Consider the following 19,402-nt stretch of genomic DNA (forward strand, 5'->3'; position numbering starts at 1 on the left):
GGCAGAGTACGCGGCGAAATGGATTCCGGGCTCGCGCTTCGCGCGCCCCGGAATGACAGCGTCAGGATCAATCCTGGATCTTCGAGAAATCCGCCACCGCGCGCGTCGCGGCACGGATCTCATTCAGCAGCTTCAGCCGGTTCTCGCGCACCTGCGGGTCGTCGTCATTGACCTTGACCTTGTCGAAGAACGCATCGACCGCCGGCCGCAGCGTCGCCATCACGCTCATCGCACCGGCAAAGTCCTCACGAGCTACCGCGCTACTTGCCTCACGCTTGACCTGATCGATCGCCTGCGCCAGCGCCTTCTCCTCGTCCTGCCGATAGAGCGACGGATCGGGCGCGCCGTCGAACGTGCGCTTGTCCCGCTTCTCCTCGATCGCAAGGATGTTGCCCGCGCGCTTGGTGCCCGCGAGCAGGTTCTTGCCGTCATCAGTGTCGAGGAATTTGCCGAGCGCCTCGACACGACGGACCACGAGCAGGAGATCATCCTGTCCGCCGAGCGAGAACACGGCGTCGACGAGATCGTGCCGCGCGCCCTGGTCGCGAAGCTGGACCTTCAGGCGATCGGCGAAGAAGACCAACAGCGACGGCGCGATAGCAATCGGACTCTCGGAGGCCTTTACAGCATCACTCTCAAGCAACGTGCTGACAAAGGTCGTGATCGTCTTGATGAGGCTGGTACGAATATTGTTCTCGAGGATAAGCCTGATCACCCCGAGCGCCGCGCGCCTTAGCGCATACGGGTCCTTGCTCCCCGTCGGCTTCTCATCGATCGCCCAGAAGCCAACCAGCGTATCGATCTTGTCCGCCAGCGCGACCGCGACGCTCACGGGATCAGTCGGCACACGATCTGCCGGCCCCTGCGGCTTGTAATGCTCCTCGCTCGCTGCAGCGACCGACGCATCTTCGCCTTGCGCCAGTGCGTAGTACTTGCCCATCAGCCCCTGCAGCTCGGGGAATTCGCCGACGACTTCCGTCAGCAAATCCGCCTTCGCGAGATGCGCGGCGCGCTTGGTCTTCTCGACATCGGCGCCGACCAGCGGCGCGATCTCGGCGGCCAACCGCTCGATCCGCTTGATGCGCTCGCCCTGCGTGCCCAGCTTCTCGTGGAACACGATCTGGTCGAACTTCGGCAGCCGGTCCTCGAGCTTTGTCCTCAGATCCGTCTCGTAGAAGAACTTCGCATCCGAGAGCCGCGCGCGGATCACCCGTTCGTTGCCGGCGACGATGGCCTTGCCGCCGTCGGTGGCCTCGATGTTGGCGGTGAGGATGAACTTGTTGGTCAGCTTGCCCGTATTGGGATCGCTGACCACAAAGCATTTCTGGTTGTTGCGGATGGTGGCGCGGATCACCTCGTCCGGGATCGACAGGAATTCCTTGTCGAACGCGCCCATCAGCGCGACCGGCCATTCGACGAGGCCGGCGACCTCATCCAGCAGCCCCTGGTCCTCGACCAATTCAAAGTTCTGTGCCTGCGCCAGCGTCTTTGCATCCGCCAGGATCACGTCCTTGCGCGCCTGCGGATCGAGCACGACCTTGGCCGCCTGCAGCTTGGCTTCGTAGTCATGGAAATGGCGCACGGAGATCGCAGCCGGGGCCATGAAGCGGTGGCCAAACGTCGTCTGCCCCGCCTCGATGCCATCGACCGAGAAATTCACCACATCCGGCTCCTCGGTCTCCGGACCGAAGGTGGCGGTGATCGCGTGCAGCGGACGCACCCAGGTCAGCGCGCCGGGCCGCGCCGAACGCGCGCCCCAGCGCATCGATTTCGGCCAAGGGAAGGTTCTGACGATGACCGGCAGGATCTCGGCGAGCACGTCGAGCGCGGGCCGGCCCGGCTTCTCGATCAGCGCGATGTAGAAATCGCCCTTCTTGTCGCTCTGGATTTTTGCATCGTCGATTGAGGCAAGACCCGTGGCCTTCAAGAATCCCTGGATCGCGGGCTCAGGCCCGCCGACGCGGGGGCCGCGGCGCTCTTCCTTCAAGTCCGGCTGCCGCGCCGGAATGCCGTGCACGGTCAGCGCCAGCCGCCGCGGCGTCGCGAACGCGCGGGCGCCTTCGTAGACCAATCCCTCGGCGACGAGCTTGTCGGTCACCATGCGGCGCAGATCGTCCGCCGCCTTCGCCTGCATGCGCGCGGGGATTTCCTCGGAAAACAGTTCGAGCAGAAGATCAGGCATCAGGCGGCCCTGCCGGCTTCGGTGTGGATCCAGGCTTCGCCGCAGGCCTTCGCCAGTTCGCGCACCCGCAGGATGTAGCTCTGCCGCTCCGTCACCGAGATCACGCCGCGCGCGTCGAGCAGGTTGAACACGTGGCTTGCCTTGATGCACTGGTCATAGGCCGGCAGCGCCATCAGGTGCTCGCGCTGGTTGCCGCCCTCGCGCCAGCCGGCTGCGAGATATTTCTTGCAGGCTTCCTCGGCCATCCTGAACTGCTCGAACAGCATCGCGGTATCGGCAATCTCGAAATTGTGCCGCGAATATTCCTGCTCGGCCTGCAGGAACACGTCGCCATAGCTCACCTTCTCGGCGCCCTCGCGGCCGTTGAAGTTCAGGTCGTAGACGCGGTCGACGCCCTGCACATACATCGCCAGCCGCTCGAGCCCGTAGGTGAGCTCACCCGCGACAGGCGCGCATTCGACGCCAGCGACCTGCTGGAAATAGGTGAACTGCGACACTTCCATGCCGTCGCACCAGCATTCCCAGCCCAGCCCCCAGGCCCCGAGCGTCGGGCTCTCCCAATCGTCCTCGACAAAGCGGATGTCGTGCAACGCCGAATCGACGCCGATCGCAGCCAGCGATTTCAGATAAAGCTCCTGGATGTCAGGCGGCGACGGCTTCAGGATCACCTGGAACTGGTAATAGTGCTGGAGCCGGTTGGGGTTCTCGCCATAGCGGCCGTCCTTCGGCCGGCGCGAGGGCTGCACATAGGCCGCGTTCCAGCGCTTGGGGCCGAGCGCGCGCAGCGTCGTGGCGGGATGGAACGTGCCGGCGCCGACCTCCATGTCGTAGGGCTGCAGGATCACGCAGCCGTAATCCGCCCAGTAGCGCTGCAGCGTCAGGATCAGTCCCTGGAACGAACGTTCCGGGCGCATATGGGCAGGCAGGGAATCCATCGTCGGCATCGGTCTCGCGATGAGGGGTTTGAAAGCGCGCGGACCGTATCGGCGCGAAGACGGGGAATCAAGGCGAACGCGCCTGCCGACTGCGCGAAAGACGCGTCCCACGTGCTCCGTCATGGCCGGGCTTGTCCCGGCCATCCACGTCTTGGCACCAGCAGGAAGGAAGGCGTGGATGCCCGGAGCAAGCCCGGGCATGACGAGTATGTGAGTCCTCAGCCCGGCCGGTAGGCGCCGGTGACGGGGTCGCGGCGCAGGGTCGGAATCTCGTTGCGGCTGACGGCCTCGGCCATGTGGGCGCGACGCGCCTCTTCCAGTTCCTCGTTGATCCGCACGGCCGTGCGATAGGCCCAGCGGACCACGGCGAGCCCTCCCAAAACGCCCGCAAATGCGATCATGGCTGGCATCGGTCGATCCTTGTCGTTCACCTCTCAGGCCCCCAATAGCTGGTATTTTCGCTTAAGCTGGGGCGGCCCGCAATCAACCTTTTGGTATCGGGTGCGGCAAACGGCAGCAGCTTCAAAGCGTTTTCGAGCGAAGTGGACACCGGTTCGCGTGAAGAAAACGCGTCAAAATAAAGAATCTGGACCTTCGGTTCTGATTCCAATCAGAACCGAAGGTCTAGAACCCGAATTTTGCCCAGATCGCCCGCGTTTCCAGCGCCGAGATCAAATCGTCCGGCAGTCCTCCGAGCGGGTCCAGCGCCGCCAGCGAACCCGCGCCCGGCGCCCGCCTGCCCAGGAGCCCCGACAACAGCCCGCTCGCGGGCGCGATCACCGGCGTCAGCACCTTTTCGCCGTAGCGGGCGCGGAGCGTCGAGCGGAGGTCTCCGATCCCGTCCGCTAGGCCGAGGGTGATAGAGGATTCGCCCGCCCAATATTCGCCGGTGAAGAGCACATCGTCGGCGCCTTTCAGCCGCGCGCCGCGGCTCTGCTTGACCAGCGCGATGAAAATCTCGTGGATCTCGCGCTGGATCGACTTCAGCCGCGCCACCTCCTCGGGCTTCTCGGGCAGGAACGGATCGAGCATCGCCTTGTGTTCGCCGGCGGTATAGAGCCGCCGCTCGACGCCGATCTTCCGGATCAGTTCCTGGAAGCCGAAGCTGCCGCCGACCACCCCGATCGAACCGAGGATGGAGGACGGATCGCAGAAGATCTCGTCGCCGGCACAGGCGATCATGTAGCCGCCGGAGGCCGCGACATCCTCGACGAACACCAGGACCGGCAGCTTCTTCTCGGCAGCGAGCTGCCGGATCCGCAAATAGATCTGGCGTGACTGCACCGGCGAGCCGCCGGGCGAATTGATCACCAGCGCCACCGCCTTGGCGTTGCGGATCGCGAACGCGCGTTCGAGCGTCTTCGCGACGCCGGCGAGCGTCATGCCAGGCCGCAGCGGCGTCACCGCGCCGATCACGCCCGACAGTCGCACCACCGGTACCACAGCCATGCCACGCCGCAGCCGCGCCGGCAGCCAGCCCTCGAGCCTCTCGAGGAAGCCCGGCAGCCCGGGGCGATCAATTCTTTGTTCACTCATTCCCGTTACCTCGAATTAACCGTTTTTTATCGCACCACTGTCATCCAGTGATGGAACGCCCCTTGCATCGTGGTGTTCTAGCTGCAATCGCGCAGCGGAGAGCAAGATGAAAATCTATCTGCTGATTTTGCTGATCGGTACCCTGCTCGCGGCGGTTCACTTTACCGCAGCACCCGAACGGCAATCGGACAGGCTCCCGCAGCAGTAACACGACACGTCCGCGGTCCGGCATCTTCATCCGGCGAGCGGCAATATCCCCTTCCCCATCAAGCTCTCCTGTACCTCTTTATTAGGCACGCCCGACTCGTCATTGAGCACGAGAGCGGCGTGGAGGCGCGTCGGCGCGCGGCCACCTTTGACCGCGCGAAGCAGGATGCGGCCCGCCGCCGCGGTCACATCGGCGTGAACGGGCAGGATTTCAAGGCTGCCGAATCCGCGATCGAGCGCGGCCAATACCTCGGCAATGCCATCGGCGCGCCAGATCAGCGTCAATTCTCCCCCGGATTTCAGGATGCGCCGCGCGGCATGGATCCAGCCCGGCAGGGTTGTCGCCGACGCGATGTGCGCGACCTCGCGCGCCCGGTCCGGCGAAGCGCGGTGGCGCCTGGAATCATTGAAAGGCGGATTCATCAGCACGACATCGACGCTATCGGGCGGCAGGCCGGCGGCGGCAAAGGCCTCCGCTGACGATTCGACGTCGAGCACGATCACCTCAGCGGCAATCGCATTGGCGGCGGCGTTCGCGCGCGCCAGTGCCGCAAGCTGCGCGTCGATCTCGACCAGCACCAGACCGATGCCGGCAACGCGTTTGGCCAGCGCAAGGCCGGCGGCGCCGACGCCCGCGCCGAGGTCGACCACGCAATCGCCGTGACGCGCGCGCGTCGCGGCGGCGAGCAGCATGGCGTCATGCCCGGCGCGGTGACCCGACTTGAGCTGTCGCAGCAGCAATCGTCCGCCGAGAAAGGCGTCCTCGCTGACGTCGTCACCGTGCTCGGTGACGTCTTCACTCATCGGCGCGCAATTCATGCGCGAAACCCGCATCGGCCAACAACTCGCGCGCGGCGCGGTTGTCGTCCTCATGGACCAGGATCCGCCGCGGCAGGATGCCGAGCGATCCCTCGATGACGCTCATGTTCTGGTCCAGCACCAGATGATGGATATTGGCGCTGTCGAGCAATGCTGTGATCGCAGACACCAGCACCATGTCATTGGTTCGGACCAATTCCCGCAAGTGTTCGTTCTCCATGTTTCATGCCCAGCGCAGACCATGCGACAGATGTCAACAGCTTCGTACTATTGCCGCCCCAGCGCGCAGTTTCTATTGTAGCCTTCAGGCGCGGTGATCGAGTTGCCGGATCACGCCCTAGGATAGTGTGAATTCGGCAAATTTGGAGACCAGCGTGGCGGTTATTGTCCCCTTTGAAAACCCGTCGAACGCTTCGATAGACCCGCTGGTCACCCTGGTCGCCGCCGACATGGAACGCGTCAATGCGACCATCCTGACGCGGACCGGCTCCGAGGTCACCATGATCCCGGAGGTCGCCAACCACCTGATCTCCTCCGGGGGAAAACGCCTGCGGCCGATGCTGACATTGGCGATGGCCCAGCTCTCCGGCTATTCCGGGGACGGCCATATCAAGCTCGCCGCCGCCGTCGAGTTCATGCATACCGCAACCCTGCTGCATGACGACGTGGTCGACGAAAGCGAGCTCCGGCGCGGCAAATTGTCGGCACGGATGCTCTGGGGCAACGAGGCCAGCGTCCTGGTCGGCGACTTCCTGCTCGGCCAGGCCTTCCGCATGATGGTCGAGGTCGGCTCGCTGCGCGCGCTCGACATCCTCTCCTCCGCCGCTGCCACCATCGCCGAGGGCGAGGTGATGCAGCTTGCCGCCGCCAAGAACACCGCGACCACCGAGGATGAATATCTCGCCGTGATCCGCGGCAAGACCGCGGAATTGTTCGCCGCCGCCTGCGAGGTCGGCCCCGTCATCGCCAACCGGCCGAAGGCGGAGCAGACCGCCTGCCGCTCGGTCGGCATGAATCTCGGCATCGCCTTCCAGCTCGTCGACGACGTGCTCGACTATGGCGGCAAGTCCGCCAAACTCGGCAAGAATGTCGGCGACGATTTTCGCGAGGGCAAGATCACGCTGCCGGTGGTGCTGGCCTTCCGCCGCGGCAATGACAGCGAACGCGAGTTCTGGGTCCGGGCGCTGGAGCAAGGCGAAATCCGCGGCGGCGATCTCGACCACGCCATCGGCTTGATGACCAAGCACCGCGCGCTCGAGGACACGCTGACCCGCGCCCACCACTACGGCGCCATGGCCGTCGACGCGCTGGCGCTGTTTCCGCCCTCCCCGATGAAGACCGCCCTGGAGCAGGTCGTGGCCTTCTGCCTGGCGCGCTCGCATTGAACTTGTTCGGTCGTGTAGGGTGGGCAAAGCGCAGCGTGCCCACTATCAAGCACTCCGCAAGGAATGGTGGGCACGCTTCGCTTTGCCGACCCTACCGCTCTCAGCCGTCATTGCGAGCGAAGCGAAGCAATCCATCTCACCGCATGGAGAGATTATGGATTGCTTCGTCGCTTCGCTCCTCGCAATGACGGCGGACTAGCTCAGCACGCCCGAATGCACCCACCAGATGGGGTGCTGGCGGCGCAGCTTCTCGGCGGCGCGCTGGGCGTCGGCGGTGTTCTCGTAGATCGCAAAGCATGTGGCGCCGGAGCCGGACATCCGCGCGAGCCAGGCGCCATCGGTGGCGTTGAGCGCGGCGATCACCTCGCCGATCACCGGCTGGATGCGCACCGCCGGCGCTTCCAGGTCGTTCGAGCTGCCGGCAAGGGCCTCGACCCATTCTTCGAGCGAGCCGCCCTGCTCCGGCCAGGACGGCGCCTGCAGCATCACGTCGGTGGCGCCGACCAGGAGGTCGCCGGGGCGCAAGCCAAGCTCCGCGAACACGTCCTTGGTGGCCACGGGGATCCGCGGATTGACCATGACGCACGGCAGCTTCGGCAGGTTGAGCGGCATCAGCGTCTCGCCGACCCCGGTCATGTCGCAGGCATGCGAGGCGACGCAGACCGGCACGTCGGCACCGGTTTTCAGCGCAACGTCGCGCAGACGCTCGTCATCGAGGGCGAGATCGTTCAGTCGCGCGAGCAGCCGCAGCGCCGCCGCGGCATCGGCCGAACCGCCGCCGATCCCGGCGGCCACCGGCAACACTTTCTCCAGCACAAAGCTGCCGGCCTTCAGGCCGGGAACGCGCTCGCCGAGCAGGCGCGCTGCCTTCAGCACGAGATTATCAGCGGTCTCGCCGCAGGCCTCCGCCATCGGCCCTGACGTCGTGAGCGTGAGTTCTTCGCCCGGCGTCAGTGTCAGGCGATCGGCACAATCGGCGAACGCCACCACGCTTTCCAGGTCGTGATAGCCGTCGACGCGCCGCCCGATCACCCGCAGGGTCAGGTTGACCTTGGCACGTGCGTCCTCAATCAGCGCCAGCATCGACAAACCGCCCCCATAATAGCTTTGGATCAGCCGCCCTTGCCGTCTTCTTTCTTCTTCTCGACGGCGGCGGCGTTGTTAGAGGCGTCCTCCGGCAGGCCGTTCTCGATCTTGGCTTCGATCTTCGGCAGTTCGTCGGCCTCCGGCTTGAGGTCGCGCGCATGCGCCCACTGGAACTTGGCTTCGAGCGTGCGGCCGACCCGCCAATAGGCATCGCCGAGATGGTCGTTGATGGTCGGATCTTCCGGCTTGAGGTCGATGGCGCGCTCGAGCTGCTTCACTGCCTCATCGTAATTGCCGATGCGGTAATAGGCCCAGCCGAGCGAATCCACGATGTAGCCGTCGTCGGGGCGCTGCTCGACGGCACGCTTGATCATCTTCATGCCTTCGTCGAGATTGATGCCCTGATCGATCCAGGAATAGCCGAGATAATTCAGCACGTGCGGCTGCTCGGGCTGCATCTCCAGCGCCTTGCGCATGTCAGCTTCGGCCTTGGTCCACTGCTTGGAGCGCTCCTCGCAGATGCCGCGGTAGTAGTAGGTAACCCAGGCGTTCTTGTCGCCAGCCGTCGGCATGGCATCGATCGCCTGCGTGTAGGTGCCGGCGCAATCGGCGAACTTCTTGCGGCCACGCTCGATATTGCCGAGCGCCATGATGGCCTCGACGTCCTTCGGCGATTCGGCGGTGAGCTCCTTCAGGATTTTGATCGCCTCGTCGCTGCGGTCGGCGGCGTCGAGATCGGTCGCAAGCTGGATCTGCGCGTTGCGCTTCAGCGGCGATGAGGCCGGCATCCGCTCATAGATCTTGATCGCCATCTGCGGTTTCTTGACGCTCTCATAGAGGTCAGCGAGCGAAAGCAGCGCCAGCGGATGATTGGGCTGCAGGTACAGCGCAAGCTGCAGATAGACCAGCGCCAGATCCTCGCCGCCGCGGCGCGTCAGCGTCGCGCCGATGCCGTAGAGCGCTTCGGCCGCACCGGACTGCGCCGAATCGACCAGCGGCGATAGCTTCTTGCCGGCCTTGGCCTCGCGGATGCCCTCCTGCACCAGCGGATGGCGCGGCAACTTCTTGTCGAAGGCCTCATAGAGGGACGTAGCGGCAGCCGCATCCTTGTTGCGCGACGACCAGCGCGCATATTCGTCCACGATCCGCAACATGGAATCATCGAGCTTGTAGGCGCGCTCGAAGCGGGTGCCCGCGTCCTTCTCCTTGCCGGAAAGCTCCAGGATCATGCCGGCGTGGAGATCCTTGAACAGCGGATACCATTCCGGACCGGTGAGCTTGTCGATGTTGGCGACCGCCACCTTGGCATCGCCCGCGCCATAGCTCGCCCAGGCTGCCAGCAGCGTCGCGACCAGGTCGGTAATCGGTCCGCGGATCGACTGGTTGACGTTGACCTGCGCGGCCGCGTACTTCTTCAGCTTCAGGTCGCGCACGCCGACGACGAGCCGCGCGACGCGGTTCGACTTGTCCTGCGCGAGGATGCGGTCGGCAAGCTTGACGGCCTCGTCGATGTCGCCTTCGGCCAGCGAGGAGATGAAGGCGCGGTCGAGCAGTTCGTTGTTCTTCGGATCGGTGCGGAGTGCCGAGCGGTAAAATGCCGCAGCGGAGGCCGCATCGCGCTCGACGCTGGCGTGGCGGGCGGCGAGATAGCTGCCGGCCGTGGTCAGCGATTTCAGGTCGTTCTTGGTCGGAAACTGCGCCGCGTTGTCGGCAGGATGATCCGGCGTCTGCGCATAGAGCGCGCCAGGTGCGGCGAGCACGGCCAGGCTGAGAGCAGCAATCGTCCAGCGGTTAAAGCGTGTAGAAAGCATCACGGTTCGCCTTGCTCCAAGGGATTTACGGCGGGATTAACGGCGGCGATCTCTCAGGATCAGTGTCGAATGCAAACCCAAGCGGCGGCATCCCGGCCAGCGACAATGCCGTTTTTGGCCTTCAACCGCAAGGACACGGGTGGCGAATCGATTGGCAGATTGGCCTTCGAAGCCGCCGATTTAGCCAACAACACCGGAAAACGCTTCCAGTGTGGCGGTATCGTGGCCGGCGCGGCCCGATTATCGGAGCATCCACTCACGCAATTGTGGTCACCCCGGCTTTATATCGCTGCTTGCACCACCACGGTCACATCGCCTCGTAGTTGGGCCCGCCACCGCCCTCGGGAGGAACCCAGGTGATGTTACCGTTCGGGTCCTTCACGTCGCAGGTTTTGCAGTGGACGCAGTTCTGCGCGTTGATCTGGAAACGCGGACCCGAGGCTTCCTCGACCCATTCATAAACACCGGCCGGGCAATAGCGGTTGGACGGGCCGGCATAGACGTCGTGCTCCGACATCTTCTGCAGGTTCATGTCGGCGACCTTGAGATGGACCGGCTGGTCCTCCTCATGGTTGGTGTTGGAGAGGAACACCGAGGACAATTTGTCGAACGAGATCTTGCCGTCCGGTTTCGGATAGGCGATCGGCGCGTGCTGTTTCGCCGGGTCCAGCGTCTTGCGGTCGGGCTTTGCGTGCGACTGGGTTCCGAACAGCGAGAAGCCCAGCGTGTTGCACCACATGTCGAAGCCGCCGAGTGCCACGCCGAGGATGGTGCCGAACTTCGACCACAGCGGCTTGACGTTCCTGACACGATGGAGGTCCTTGCCGATGGCGGACTCGCGCCAGGCGTTTTCATACTCCACGAGCTCGTCATTGGCGCGGCCGGCGCCGATCGCCGCCGCCACATGCTCGGCGGCGAGCATGCCGCTGCCCATCGCGTTGTGGACGCCCTTGATGCGCGGCACGTTGACGAAGCCGGCCGCGCAGCCGATCAGCGCGCCGCCCGGGAAGGTCAGCCGCGGCACCGACTGGTAGCCGCCTTCGGTGATGGCTCGCGCGCCATAACCGAGCCGCTTGCCGCCTTCGAGCACGGCGCGGATCGAGGGATGTGTTTTGAAGCGCTGGAATTCGTCGAACGGCGACAGATACGGATCGTCGTAGTTGAGATGCACGACGAAGCCGATGGCGACGCGATTGTCGTCGTAGTGATAGAGGAACGAGCCGCCGCCGGTGGAATTGTTGAGCGGCCAGCCGAAGGAATGCTGGATCAGGCCCTTCTGGTGCTTGGCGGGATCGATCTGCCACACCTCTTTCAAGCCGATGCCGAATTTCGGCGGCTCGCTCTTGGCATCGAGCTGATACTTCGCGATGAGCTGCTTCGACAGGCTGCCGCGCGCGCCTTCGGCGAACAGCGTGTATTTGCCGACGAGCTCCATGCCGCGGGTGTAGGAGTCCTTGTGCGAGCCGTCCCTGGCGATGCCCATGTCGCCCGTGGCGATGCCGCGCACATTGCCATTGTCGTCATAGAGCACTTCGGCGGCAGCAAAGCCCGGATAGATTTCGACGCCCAGCGCTTCCGCCTTCGGCGCCAGCCAGCGGCAGACATTGCCGAGCGAGCCGATGTAGCAGTGATGATTGTTCATCAGCGGCGGCATCATGAAGTTCGGCAGCCGGATCGCGCCGGCAGCCGTCATCCAGTAGAAGCGGTCGTCCTTCACCTGGGTCTTCAGCGGACAGTCGGCATCCTCGCGCCAGTCCGGAATCAATTTGTCGAGCGCCGCCGGATCGATCACCGCGCCGGAGAGGATATGCGCGCCGACCTCGGAACCCTTCTCCACCACGACGATGCTGAGATCGGGATTGAGCTGTTTCAGCCGGATCGCAGCCGAGAGGCCCGACGGTCCGGCGCCGACGATCACGACGTCGAATTCCATGGATTCGCGGGGCGGTAATTCTTCGGTGCTCATGGTCTCTTCTCAGCCCGGTTGAGAACGCTTCTAATTCGTTAGGCTGCGTTGTTTCCGATTTTTGTCGCGAGGACAACCATTGAAATGCATTTCGCGACGGCGCGATGCATCCTAAATTGCGGGCGGAGGACTTGTATCCCACCATGACGCCCGAGCCTGCCCCTACCTTAAAGCAATTGCTGGCCTTTTACCTGGAGGCCGGGGTCGATTGCGCGCTTGTTGACGAGCCGATCAACCGGCTTGCGGAGGCCGAGCCTGTTCCCGCCGCACCGCCGCGCGAGGGGGCGTCGCCGCGTCCTCAGCGCGAGATGCCGCCTGCGGCGCCGGCAGTTCCGCGCAGCGAAATCACCATCGCGCCGGATGCGGCGGTTGCGTCTGCACGCGAGGCGGCACGGACCGCGCCGACGCTGGACGCGCTGCGGACGCTGCTGGCGAATTTCGACGGCTGCGCGCTGAAGCATACCGCGACCAAGCTTGTGTTCGCCGACGGCAATCCGGCGGCACGGGTGATGTTCGTGGGCGAAGCGCCCGGGCGTGACGAGGACATCGAGGGCCTGCCCTTTGTCGGCCGCTCCGGCAAGCTCCTGGACCGGATGATCGCGGCGATCGGGCTCGACCGCAGCAAGGCCTATATCGCCAACGTGATTGCGTGGCGGCCGCCCGGCAACCGCACGCCGACGCCGCAGGAGACGCAGGTGTGCCTGCCCTTCATTCAGCGCCAGATCGAATTGGTGAATCCCGACGTGCTGGTCACGCTCGGCAATCCCTCGACACAGGCGCTGATCGGCACGCGCGAGGGCATCATGCGCACCCGCGGCAAATGGTTCGAGTACGACACCGGTACCCGGACGATCCGCGCCATCGCCACCTTCCACCCCGCCTATCTGTTGCGCTCGCCCTCCTACAAGCGGATGTCATGGCAAGACCTCCGCGCCATCGCGAAGGCGCTGGGGCAGCAGAGTTCGTCCTCATCCTGAGAGACCGTAGGATAGGCACGCTGCGCTTTGCCCACCCCACGCTTTCCCCTCATCCTGAGGAGCCTGCGCAGCAGGCGTCTCGAAGGATGGGCCACGGGCGAGACTGTGGCCTCATGGTTCGAGACGCGCGAAGACGCGCTCCTCACCATGAGGGGCTGACGGCGAGAAACAGGCCTACGGCCCCTTCGGCCGCACGATGGCCCAGCCGATCCTGAGCAGCGGCTGCCGGCCGTTGACCAGCCATTCGAACGATCGCGGCACTTCCGGCACCAGGTCCGGGAAGCGTTGCGCGATCTCGGGCGGCGGCATGCCCGACGTATCGGAGGCGCGCCAGACGATCAAGCCGCCGGTCTCATTAAGCTTCGCCGGCGAGAGCCAGGGCGTCCGCGGCCTTCCGTCGAGCAACAGATGCGGGCGCTGCGGGTCCATCGCGATCAGGCGCGCCAGTTCGGGATCGCCGGCCACCGCGCGCAACCGCTGGTTGGTGCGCCGCTCAAAACTATCGGCGAAGAAATGCCCGATCGAGGCCGCCGGCATGGAAGTCCTCACTTCGGCTGTGCCTGTCCAGGGCACGAACAGCGTCGCAGCGACGACGGCCAAGGCCGGCGCGGCAATCGCCGCCGCCCAGGCCGAGCGCAACAGCCGCTGGCGGTAGAGGTGGATAAGATCGCCGGCGTTGACGATCACGGCCAGCCCTGACAGCAGCAACGCGACGCCGGCGCCGCCGACCACGTGGTCGAGACGGAACAGGCCGGCGAGCAGGCTGCCAATCAGCGCCGGCGCGAAGGCGAAGAAATAGACGAACTGCCGTCCCAGGGGATCGAGCGGCGGCCGGCCGATGATCGGCGCCTGCTCCGGCTTGCGGGCGAACCAGGGAGAATTGACGACGAGGAGCAGCGCGATGCCGGCCATCGACACCACCAAGCCGCCGAGCAGGACCCCGGAGCGCGTCACCCGCGCGCGCAAATCCGCGACATCAGGCAGCGGTGGCAGCGTCACAACATCCGAGCGCATCAGCCAGATCAAGTAAGGCAGCGCGAGCACGATCACCACGAGCAGCGCAAACAGCGGATCAAGCGAGGCCAGCGTGCGGCGTCCGCGCGCAGTCGCCAGCGCAAAGGCCAGGACCAGCAGGATCATCCCGATCGCCACCGGTGTCGTCAGCAGCAACAGGCCGCAATCGATCGACCACGCGAACCAGGCGCTGCGCCGGTTCTGGCCGAACAATTGCCAGGAATGCAGCAGCAACAGCGCCCAGAGCGGCCGCGCCAGCACCAGCGGGCCGAACTCGAGGCCGGGCGAAGAGAACGCAGTGACCGTCATCGTGAGCAGCACGGCGAGGACCGCCTGCTGTCCGCCGATGATGGCGCGGCCAAGGTGATAGAGGCTCACGAAGGTCGCGATTGCGCAAATCTGCGCCAACAGATAGATGCCGAAGACGTGATTGCCGGCGGCGCGGAACGCGATGTCGGCGAGCCAGAAGGCGAGCGGCGGGCCGAGATCGGTGCCGACCTGGTATTCGCGGCCGAAGGCGAGCACGGTCGCGACATCGCCGGGCGGGCTGCGATAGATCAACAGCGGCACCAGCAGCCACAGCGCGGCCTGCGCCAGCACCACGATCCAGACCACGAGCCGCGGCCGGGCGCGGATCAGTTCGACGACCAGGGAGGTGAAACGCATGCGCCCAAAATGCCCAGAACCAGCCTCGAATGCGGCTTCAATCGATCCGGAGGTTTGATAAAGGGCCGCAGCGATGGAGGCAACGGGGCTAGGCAGCCGTCGCCTCGGCCTCGATGGTCGGGTCCACCGTGAAGAGATCGGGCTCGATCGTTTCCGGAAAATGCTTCTGCCGCGCGGCGATCACGGGCGCGAAGAAGCTGCGGTGATGCGCGCTCGGGCCCAGGCGATCCAGCGCCTGCAGATGTTCCGGCACCGCATAGCCCTTGTGCTGTTCAAAGCCATAACCGGGACAATCCAGCGCCAGCGCGCACATCAGCCGATCCCGCGTCACCTTGGCGATGATGGAAGCGGCTGCGATCGACATCACGATGCCGTCACCGCCGATCACGGCCTCACAGTCGCAAGTCACGGCGACCTTGTCGCGGCCGTCGACGAAGACATGCTTGGGTGCCTCCGGCAGCGCCTGCACGGCGCGCGCCAACGCCCAGAGCGAGGCGCGCAGGATATTGTCGCGATCGATTCGCGCCGGCGAAGCGAAAGCCACCGCAAACGCCGACGTCGCGCAGATCTGCTCAAACAGCTCTTCGCGCCGTTCTGCCGTCAGCCGCTTCGAATCGTCGATGCCTTTCGGGATCCGCTTCGGGTCGAGCACCACGGCCGCGGCCACCACGGGACCTGCCAGCGGGCCACGTCCGGCCTCGTCGCAGCCGGCAATCGGCCACACCCCGCGCTTGATCAGCGCGCGCTCGCGCCGAAAGCTCGGCGGCGTCACCGCGATCACGCCCTTTGCCGGTTTGACCGGCTTTTTCTTCTCAGACTTGTCCCGACTCATGGGCGCGACTGTGCTGAAGCAGCCGCCGCCGCGCAACCGGGAACCCGGCCCTCGTCCCCATTATTCAATGGAGGTGTTCAGAATAGGCTCAATTGCTCGCCGCTCTGCTTGGGCTTGACGAAATGGTCGGTCGTCAGCTTCGAGCGGCGCTTGTTCAGGCCGAGCTTCTCGCAGGCGATCTCGAACCTGCGGCCGATCATCCAGGCCATCGGCCCGGTGCCCTTCATCCGCGTCCCCCACTGCGAGTCGTAGTCGCGCCCGCCGCGCATATCGCGGATCAGGGTGAAGACGTGACGGTAGCGATCCGGGTAGTTCGCGAGCAGCCATTCCCGGAACAGGTCGCGCACTTCCAGCGGCAGCCGCAGCAGCACGTAACTTGCTTCCTTGGCGCCGGCATGCGCCGCCGCATCGAGGATGCGCTCGATCTCCGAATCGTTCAGCGCGGGGATCACGGGCGCCACCATTACGGTGGTGGGGATGCCGGCATCCGAAAGTCGCTTGATCGCCTCCAGCCGCTTCGGCGGCGTCGAGGCGCGGGGCTCCATGGTGCGCGCCAATTTGGCATCGAGCGTCGTCACCGACAGCGCGACCTTGACCAGGTTGCGCTTCGCCATCCGCTGCAGGATGTCGATGTCGCGCACGACCAGCGCCGATTTGGTGACGATGCCGACCGGATGGCCGGCGCGCTCCAGGGTTTCGAGGATGCCGCGCATGATCTTGTGTTCGCGCTCGATCGGCTGGTACGGATCGGTGTTGGTACCGATCGCGATCATGCGCGGCTCATAGCCCGGCGCGGCGAGCTCCTTCTCGAGCAGCGCCGGCGCATCAGGTTTTGCCAAAAGCTTCGATTCGAAATCCAGTCCTGGCGACAGGCCGAGATAGGCATGGGTTGGCCGCGCGAAGCAGTAGACGCAGCCATGCTCGCAACCTCGGTACGGATTGATCGAGCGGTCGAAGCCGATATCGGGCGAGTCGTTGCGCGCGATCACCTTGCGCGAGGTGTCGAGCGAGACAGTGGTCTTGAACGGCGGCAGGTCTTCCAGGCTCTGCCAGCCGTCGTCGAACGTAACGCGCGCCTCGGCCTCGTAACGGCCGCTGGCATTGGATTGCGCGCCGCGGCCGCGCCGCCGTTCGCGCTCGATCGCGACCGCGAGTTCGGGAAACGCGGAGGGCGCACCCGCCGGTGTGGAGGGCGCCGTCACCGGCGGGTGCTTGAGGGCATGAGAGGATGCTCGGCTCATGCTCTGAAGCTAGCACGTCGTAAGAACAAATCAAGAACACATTCGCGAAATTCCACAGAGGCGCTGCCGCAAAAAACTGCACCCTTACGGCTGTTTTGATTGTGACAAGGTGATAACAATTTTGAGCTTTCCACCTGTTTTGAGCCAACGAAGCCGCTGTTGATGCTGAGCGTGATTATTCCGACTGAAGGCGACGAGCGGACCGCGGTCGCGACTCTTGCGGCGCTGGTTCCGGGCGCCGCGGCCGGGGTCGTGAAAGAGGTACTGCTGGTCGATCGCGCCAAGGACGGCGCCAAGACCGACGTGATCGAGCGCGTCGCCGATGTCGCCGGCTGCCGCTTCATGGCCTTCGACGGCAGTCGCGCCGCAGCGCTGGCGGCCGGCGCCCGTCAGGCGCGCTCGCCCTGGCTGATGTTCCTGCATGCCGGCGCCGTACTCGACAGCGGCTGGATCGAGGAGACCGCCCAGTTCATCCAGGGCGTCGCGATGAGCGGCCGGCCGCGCGCCGGCATCTTCCGCTACGCCCGCTCGCCCTATGCCGACGCACGCCTGCGCGACAGCTTCAAGTTCGTCGCCCGCATGCTGACCGGCCCGACTGCCGAACAGGGCCTCCTGATCGCGCGCGATCACTATGAGCAGCTCGGCGGCTACCGCCCGGATGCCCCCCGCTCCGAGGCGCGACTATTGCGGCAGCTCGGCCGCTCCTCCCGCACCATGCTGCGCAGCCGGATCATCGTGGCGTAGTTCCTTACGCTTCCCTAGTCATTCCGGGATGCGCCAAAGGCGCAGGCCCGGGATCCATCGGGCCGCAAGCCAAGTGGGTAAATGGATTCTCTGATGTGCAATTGCACATCAGAGCTCGCGCTTCGCGCGCCGGAACGACAGCGCCTGATACTTGCCAAAGTCAAATAATTATTTGACAATGGCAACTATTGAGGTGCCCCTATGTCAGAGCCGGATTCCGAAACCCAAATCGCCGCGGTGCGGGCGTTCAATCGCTTCTACACCCGCAAGCTCGGCGTCCTCGACCAGCATTTATTGAAAAGCCCGTTCTCGCTCAGCGAGGCGCGGGTGCTTTATGAGCTGGCCCATCGCGAGGAGATATCGGCAAAGGAGATCGGGACCGAGCTCGGGCTCGATCCCGGCTATCTCAGCCGCATCCTGCAGAAATTCGACGAGGACGGGCTTTTGACCCGACGCCCGCTCGCCTCCGACCGCCGGCAATACCAGCTCGGCCTCACCGCAAAGGGGCGGCAGACCTTTACCAGGATCAACCGCACCTCGCATGACGAGGTGGCGGCGATGCTGACACGGCTTCAGCCGGACGATCGCGTCCGCCTGACCGGAGCAATGGGCACGATCGAGCGGCTGCTCGGCGAGACCCAGCCGTCGCGCGCGGTGCTGCGCGATCCGCGGCCAGGCGATATGGGCTGGGTGGCGCAGAGCCATGGCGCGCTCTACGCCAGCGAATACGGCTTCGATTCATCCTTCGAGGCGCTGGTCGCCGAGATCGTCGCAAAATTCCTGACCTCGTTCGACGCCTCGCGCGAACGCTGCTGGATCGCCGATCTCGAAGGTGCGCCGGTCGGCTCGGTGTTCCTGGTCAGGCATTCCGACGACATCGCCAAGCTCAGGCTGCTCTTGATCGACCCTGCCGGACGCGGCCAGGGGCTCGGCAAGCGGCTGGTTGGCGAATGCATCAGCTTCGCCAGGGCCTGCGGCTACCGCAAGATCACACTCTGGACCCAGAGCATCCTGATCGCCGCGCGAAAGATCTACCAGGACGCAGGCTTCGTGCTGGTGAAAAGCGAGCCGCATCGCAGCTTTGGGCAGGACCTCGTCGGCGAAACCTGGGAGCGGGCGCTGTGAAGTTGACGCGCCGCGATCCCGCGCGGCGCATCACGCCGGAGCTGCTTGCCTTCTATATCAAGCGAGCGCACGCGCTTCGTGCCGAGGCTTATCGCGATATGATGCGCGCGTCGTGGGATTGGCTGATGAAGGTCATTCACAAGCGTTGATGTTGCCACCAGCGTCATTCCGGGGCGCGCGTCAGCGCGAACCCGGAATCCATTTTGCCGCCTGCGCAACCGGCTCAATGGATTCTCTGATGTGCAATTGCACATCATAGCTCGCGACTTCGTCGCGCCCCGGAATGACGGCCGTGGTGAACCTAAACAGTTGCGCCTTGCGCCTTCGGCCGGCGCAAATGCTCATCCAGCCGCGGCATGATCTCGACGAAATTGCAGGGGCGCGTGCGGTAGTCGAGCTGCGCCGCCAGAATCCCGTCCCAGCCATCGCGGCAGGCGCCGGGCGAGCCGGGCAGGCAGAAGATGTAGGTCGCGCCCGCAACGCCTGCGGTGGCGCGGCTCTGGATCGTCGAGACGCCGATCTTGGCGTGGCTCAGCATGTGGAAGGCGATCGAGAAACCGTCCATCCGTTTCTCGAACAGCGGCTCGATCGCTTCCGGCGTCACATCCCGGCCGGTGAAGCCGGTGCCGCCAGTGGTGATGATCGCATCGACGCCGGCGTCAGCGATCCAGCGCGCCACGACCGTGCGGATCGCCTCGACGTCGTCGGTGACGATCTCGCGCGCCGCAAGCTTGTGGCCGGCGGCCGTGATGCGATCGGCCAGAGTCGTTCCGGACTTGTCGTCGGCGAGCGTCCTTGTGTCCGATATCGTCAGCACCGCGATGTTGAGCGGAATGAACGGCTTTGTTTCATCTGTGGAGGCCATGACAATCGCTA

At 64.9% G+C, this 19,402-nt stretch carries 18 protein-coding genes; 5 read left to right on the forward strand and 13 right to left on the reverse strand.

Features of this window, described 5'->3' with window-relative positions:
* Positions 1-67: 67 nt before the first annotated feature.
* From glyS to AC5ZG1_RS10855, 6 genes are all read right to left on the reverse strand, one after another.
* Positions 68-2,182, reverse strand: coding sequence for a glycine--tRNA ligase subunit beta (glyS, locus tag AC5ZG1_RS10830; RefSeq protein WP_496132831.1), 2,115 nt, complete (start codon positions 2,180-2,182; stop codon positions 68-70).
* Entirely contained in the window at positions 2,182-3,117 is a 936-nt protein-coding gene (locus AC5ZG1_RS10835) for a glycine--tRNA ligase subunit alpha (protein ID WP_130225596.1), read from the reverse strand. The genes glyS and AC5ZG1_RS10835 overlap by 1 nt, the downstream gene beginning before the upstream one ends.
* A 218-nt stretch (positions 3,118-3,335) precedes the next feature.
* A complete protein-coding gene (locus AC5ZG1_RS10840; protein ID WP_028166903.1) occupies positions 3,336-3,527 on the reverse strand; it encodes a hypothetical protein in 192 nt (63 codons plus the stop codon).
* 214 nt (positions 3,528-3,741) lie between these two features.
* Positions 3,742-4,653, reverse strand: coding sequence for a S49 family peptidase (locus AC5ZG1_RS10845; RefSeq protein WP_496132832.1), 912 nt, complete (start codon positions 4,651-4,653; stop codon positions 3,742-3,744).
* Between the two features lie 234 nt (positions 4,654-4,887).
* Positions 4,888-5,664 (reverse strand): tRNA1(Val) (adenine(37)-N6)-methyltransferase, encoded by a 777-nt coding sequence (locus AC5ZG1_RS10850; protein WP_496132833.1) that lies wholly within the window; start codon positions 5,662-5,664, stop codon positions 4,888-4,890.
* Positions 5,657-5,884 carry a putative signal transducing protein gene (locus tag AC5ZG1_RS10855; protein WP_028166900.1) on the reverse strand — a complete coding sequence of 76 codons (228 nt, stop codon included), beginning with the start codon at positions 5,882-5,884 and terminating at the stop codon, positions 5,657-5,659. The genes AC5ZG1_RS10850 and AC5ZG1_RS10855 overlap by 8 nt, the downstream gene beginning before the upstream one ends.
* Positions 5,885-6,053: 169 nt before the next feature.
* Here AC5ZG1_RS10855 and AC5ZG1_RS10860 point away from each other — a divergent pair, with 169 nt between their 5' ends.
* Positions 6,054-7,064 (forward strand): polyprenyl synthetase family protein, encoded by a 1,011-nt coding sequence (locus AC5ZG1_RS10860; protein ID WP_456646640.1) that lies wholly within the window; start codon positions 6,054-6,056, stop codon positions 7,062-7,064.
* Between the two features lie 195 nt (positions 7,065-7,259).
* Here the strand turns inward: AC5ZG1_RS10860 and AC5ZG1_RS10865 are convergent, their stop codons facing one another.
* The 3 genes from AC5ZG1_RS10865 to AC5ZG1_RS10875 form a co-directional block, all read right to left on the reverse strand.
* Positions 7,260-8,147: a 4-(cytidine 5'-diphospho)-2-C-methyl-D-erythritol kinase gene (locus AC5ZG1_RS10865; protein ID WP_496132834.1), complete on the reverse strand. Its 888-nt coding sequence runs from the start codon at positions 8,145-8,147 to the stop codon at positions 7,260-7,262.
* A 29-nt stretch (positions 8,148-8,176) separates the two neighbouring features.
* Positions 8,177-9,961, reverse strand: a complete 1,785-nt coding sequence (locus tag AC5ZG1_RS10870) for a tetratricopeptide repeat protein (protein ID WP_496132835.1) — start codon at positions 9,959-9,961, stop codon at positions 8,177-8,179.
* Positions 9,962-10,268: 307 nt separating this feature from the next.
* Positions 10,269-11,927: an electron transfer flavoprotein-ubiquinone oxidoreductase gene (locus AC5ZG1_RS10875; RefSeq protein ID WP_496132836.1), complete on the reverse strand. Its 1,659-nt coding sequence runs from the start codon at positions 11,925-11,927 to the stop codon at positions 10,269-10,271.
* A gap of 143 nt (positions 11,928-12,070) precedes the next feature.
* Here AC5ZG1_RS10875 and AC5ZG1_RS10880 point away from each other — a divergent pair, with 143 nt between their 5' ends.
* A complete protein-coding gene (locus tag AC5ZG1_RS10880; RefSeq protein WP_496132837.1) occupies positions 12,071-12,904 on the forward strand; it encodes a uracil-DNA glycosylase in 834 nt (277 codons plus the stop codon).
* Positions 12,905-13,078: 174 nt separating this feature from the next.
* On the opposite strand, the gene AC5ZG1_RS10885 is transcribed toward AC5ZG1_RS10880, so the two are convergent.
* The 3 genes from AC5ZG1_RS10885 to AC5ZG1_RS10895 form a co-directional block, all read right to left on the reverse strand.
* Positions 13,079-14,584: a glycosyltransferase family 39 protein gene (locus AC5ZG1_RS10885; RefSeq protein WP_496132838.1), complete on the reverse strand. Its 1,506-nt coding sequence runs from the start codon at positions 14,582-14,584 to the stop codon at positions 13,079-13,081.
* Positions 14,585-14,672: 88 nt separating this feature from the next.
* Positions 14,673-15,416, reverse strand: a complete 744-nt coding sequence (gene rnhB, locus AC5ZG1_RS10890; protein WP_496132839.1) for a ribonuclease HII — start codon at positions 15,414-15,416, stop codon at positions 14,673-14,675.
* 77 nt (positions 15,417-15,493) lie between these two features.
* Positions 15,494-16,657 (reverse strand): PA0069 family radical SAM protein, encoded by a 1,164-nt coding sequence (locus tag AC5ZG1_RS10895; protein WP_130225605.1) that lies wholly within the window; start codon positions 16,655-16,657, stop codon positions 15,494-15,496.
* A gap of 162 nt (positions 16,658-16,819) precedes the next feature.
* Between AC5ZG1_RS10895 and AC5ZG1_RS10900 the strand changes: the two genes are divergently transcribed.
* The 3 genes from AC5ZG1_RS10900 to AC5ZG1_RS10910 all read left to right on the forward strand — a co-directional run bounded on the left by AC5ZG1_RS10900 (position 16,820) and on the right by AC5ZG1_RS10910 (position 18,675).
* On the forward strand, positions 16,820-17,401 hold the full coding sequence (locus AC5ZG1_RS10900) for a glycosyltransferase (protein WP_130225606.1): 582 nt from the start codon (positions 16,820-16,822) through the stop codon (positions 17,399-17,401).
* A 201-nt stretch (positions 17,402-17,602) separates the two neighbouring features.
* A complete protein-coding gene (locus tag AC5ZG1_RS10905; protein ID WP_496132840.1) occupies positions 17,603-18,526 on the forward strand; it encodes a bifunctional helix-turn-helix transcriptional regulator/GNAT family N-acetyltransferase in 924 nt (307 codons plus the stop codon).
* Between the two features lie 2 nt (positions 18,527-18,528).
* A complete protein-coding gene (locus AC5ZG1_RS10910; protein WP_165435188.1) occupies positions 18,529-18,675 on the forward strand; it encodes an RSP_7527 family protein in 147 nt (48 codons plus the stop codon).
* Between the two features lie 152 nt (positions 18,676-18,827).
* Here the strand turns inward: AC5ZG1_RS10910 and moaB are convergent, their stop codons facing one another.
* The gene (moaB, locus tag AC5ZG1_RS10915; protein ID WP_456646649.1) at positions 18,828-19,391 is read right to left on the reverse strand and encodes a molybdenum cofactor biosynthesis protein B; all 564 of its coding nucleotides are present in this window, start codon (positions 19,389-19,391) and stop codon (positions 18,828-18,830) included.
* Positions 19,392-19,402: the final 11 nt, after the last annotated feature.

The organism is Bradyrhizobium sp. Leo78, from assembly GCF_059512425.1.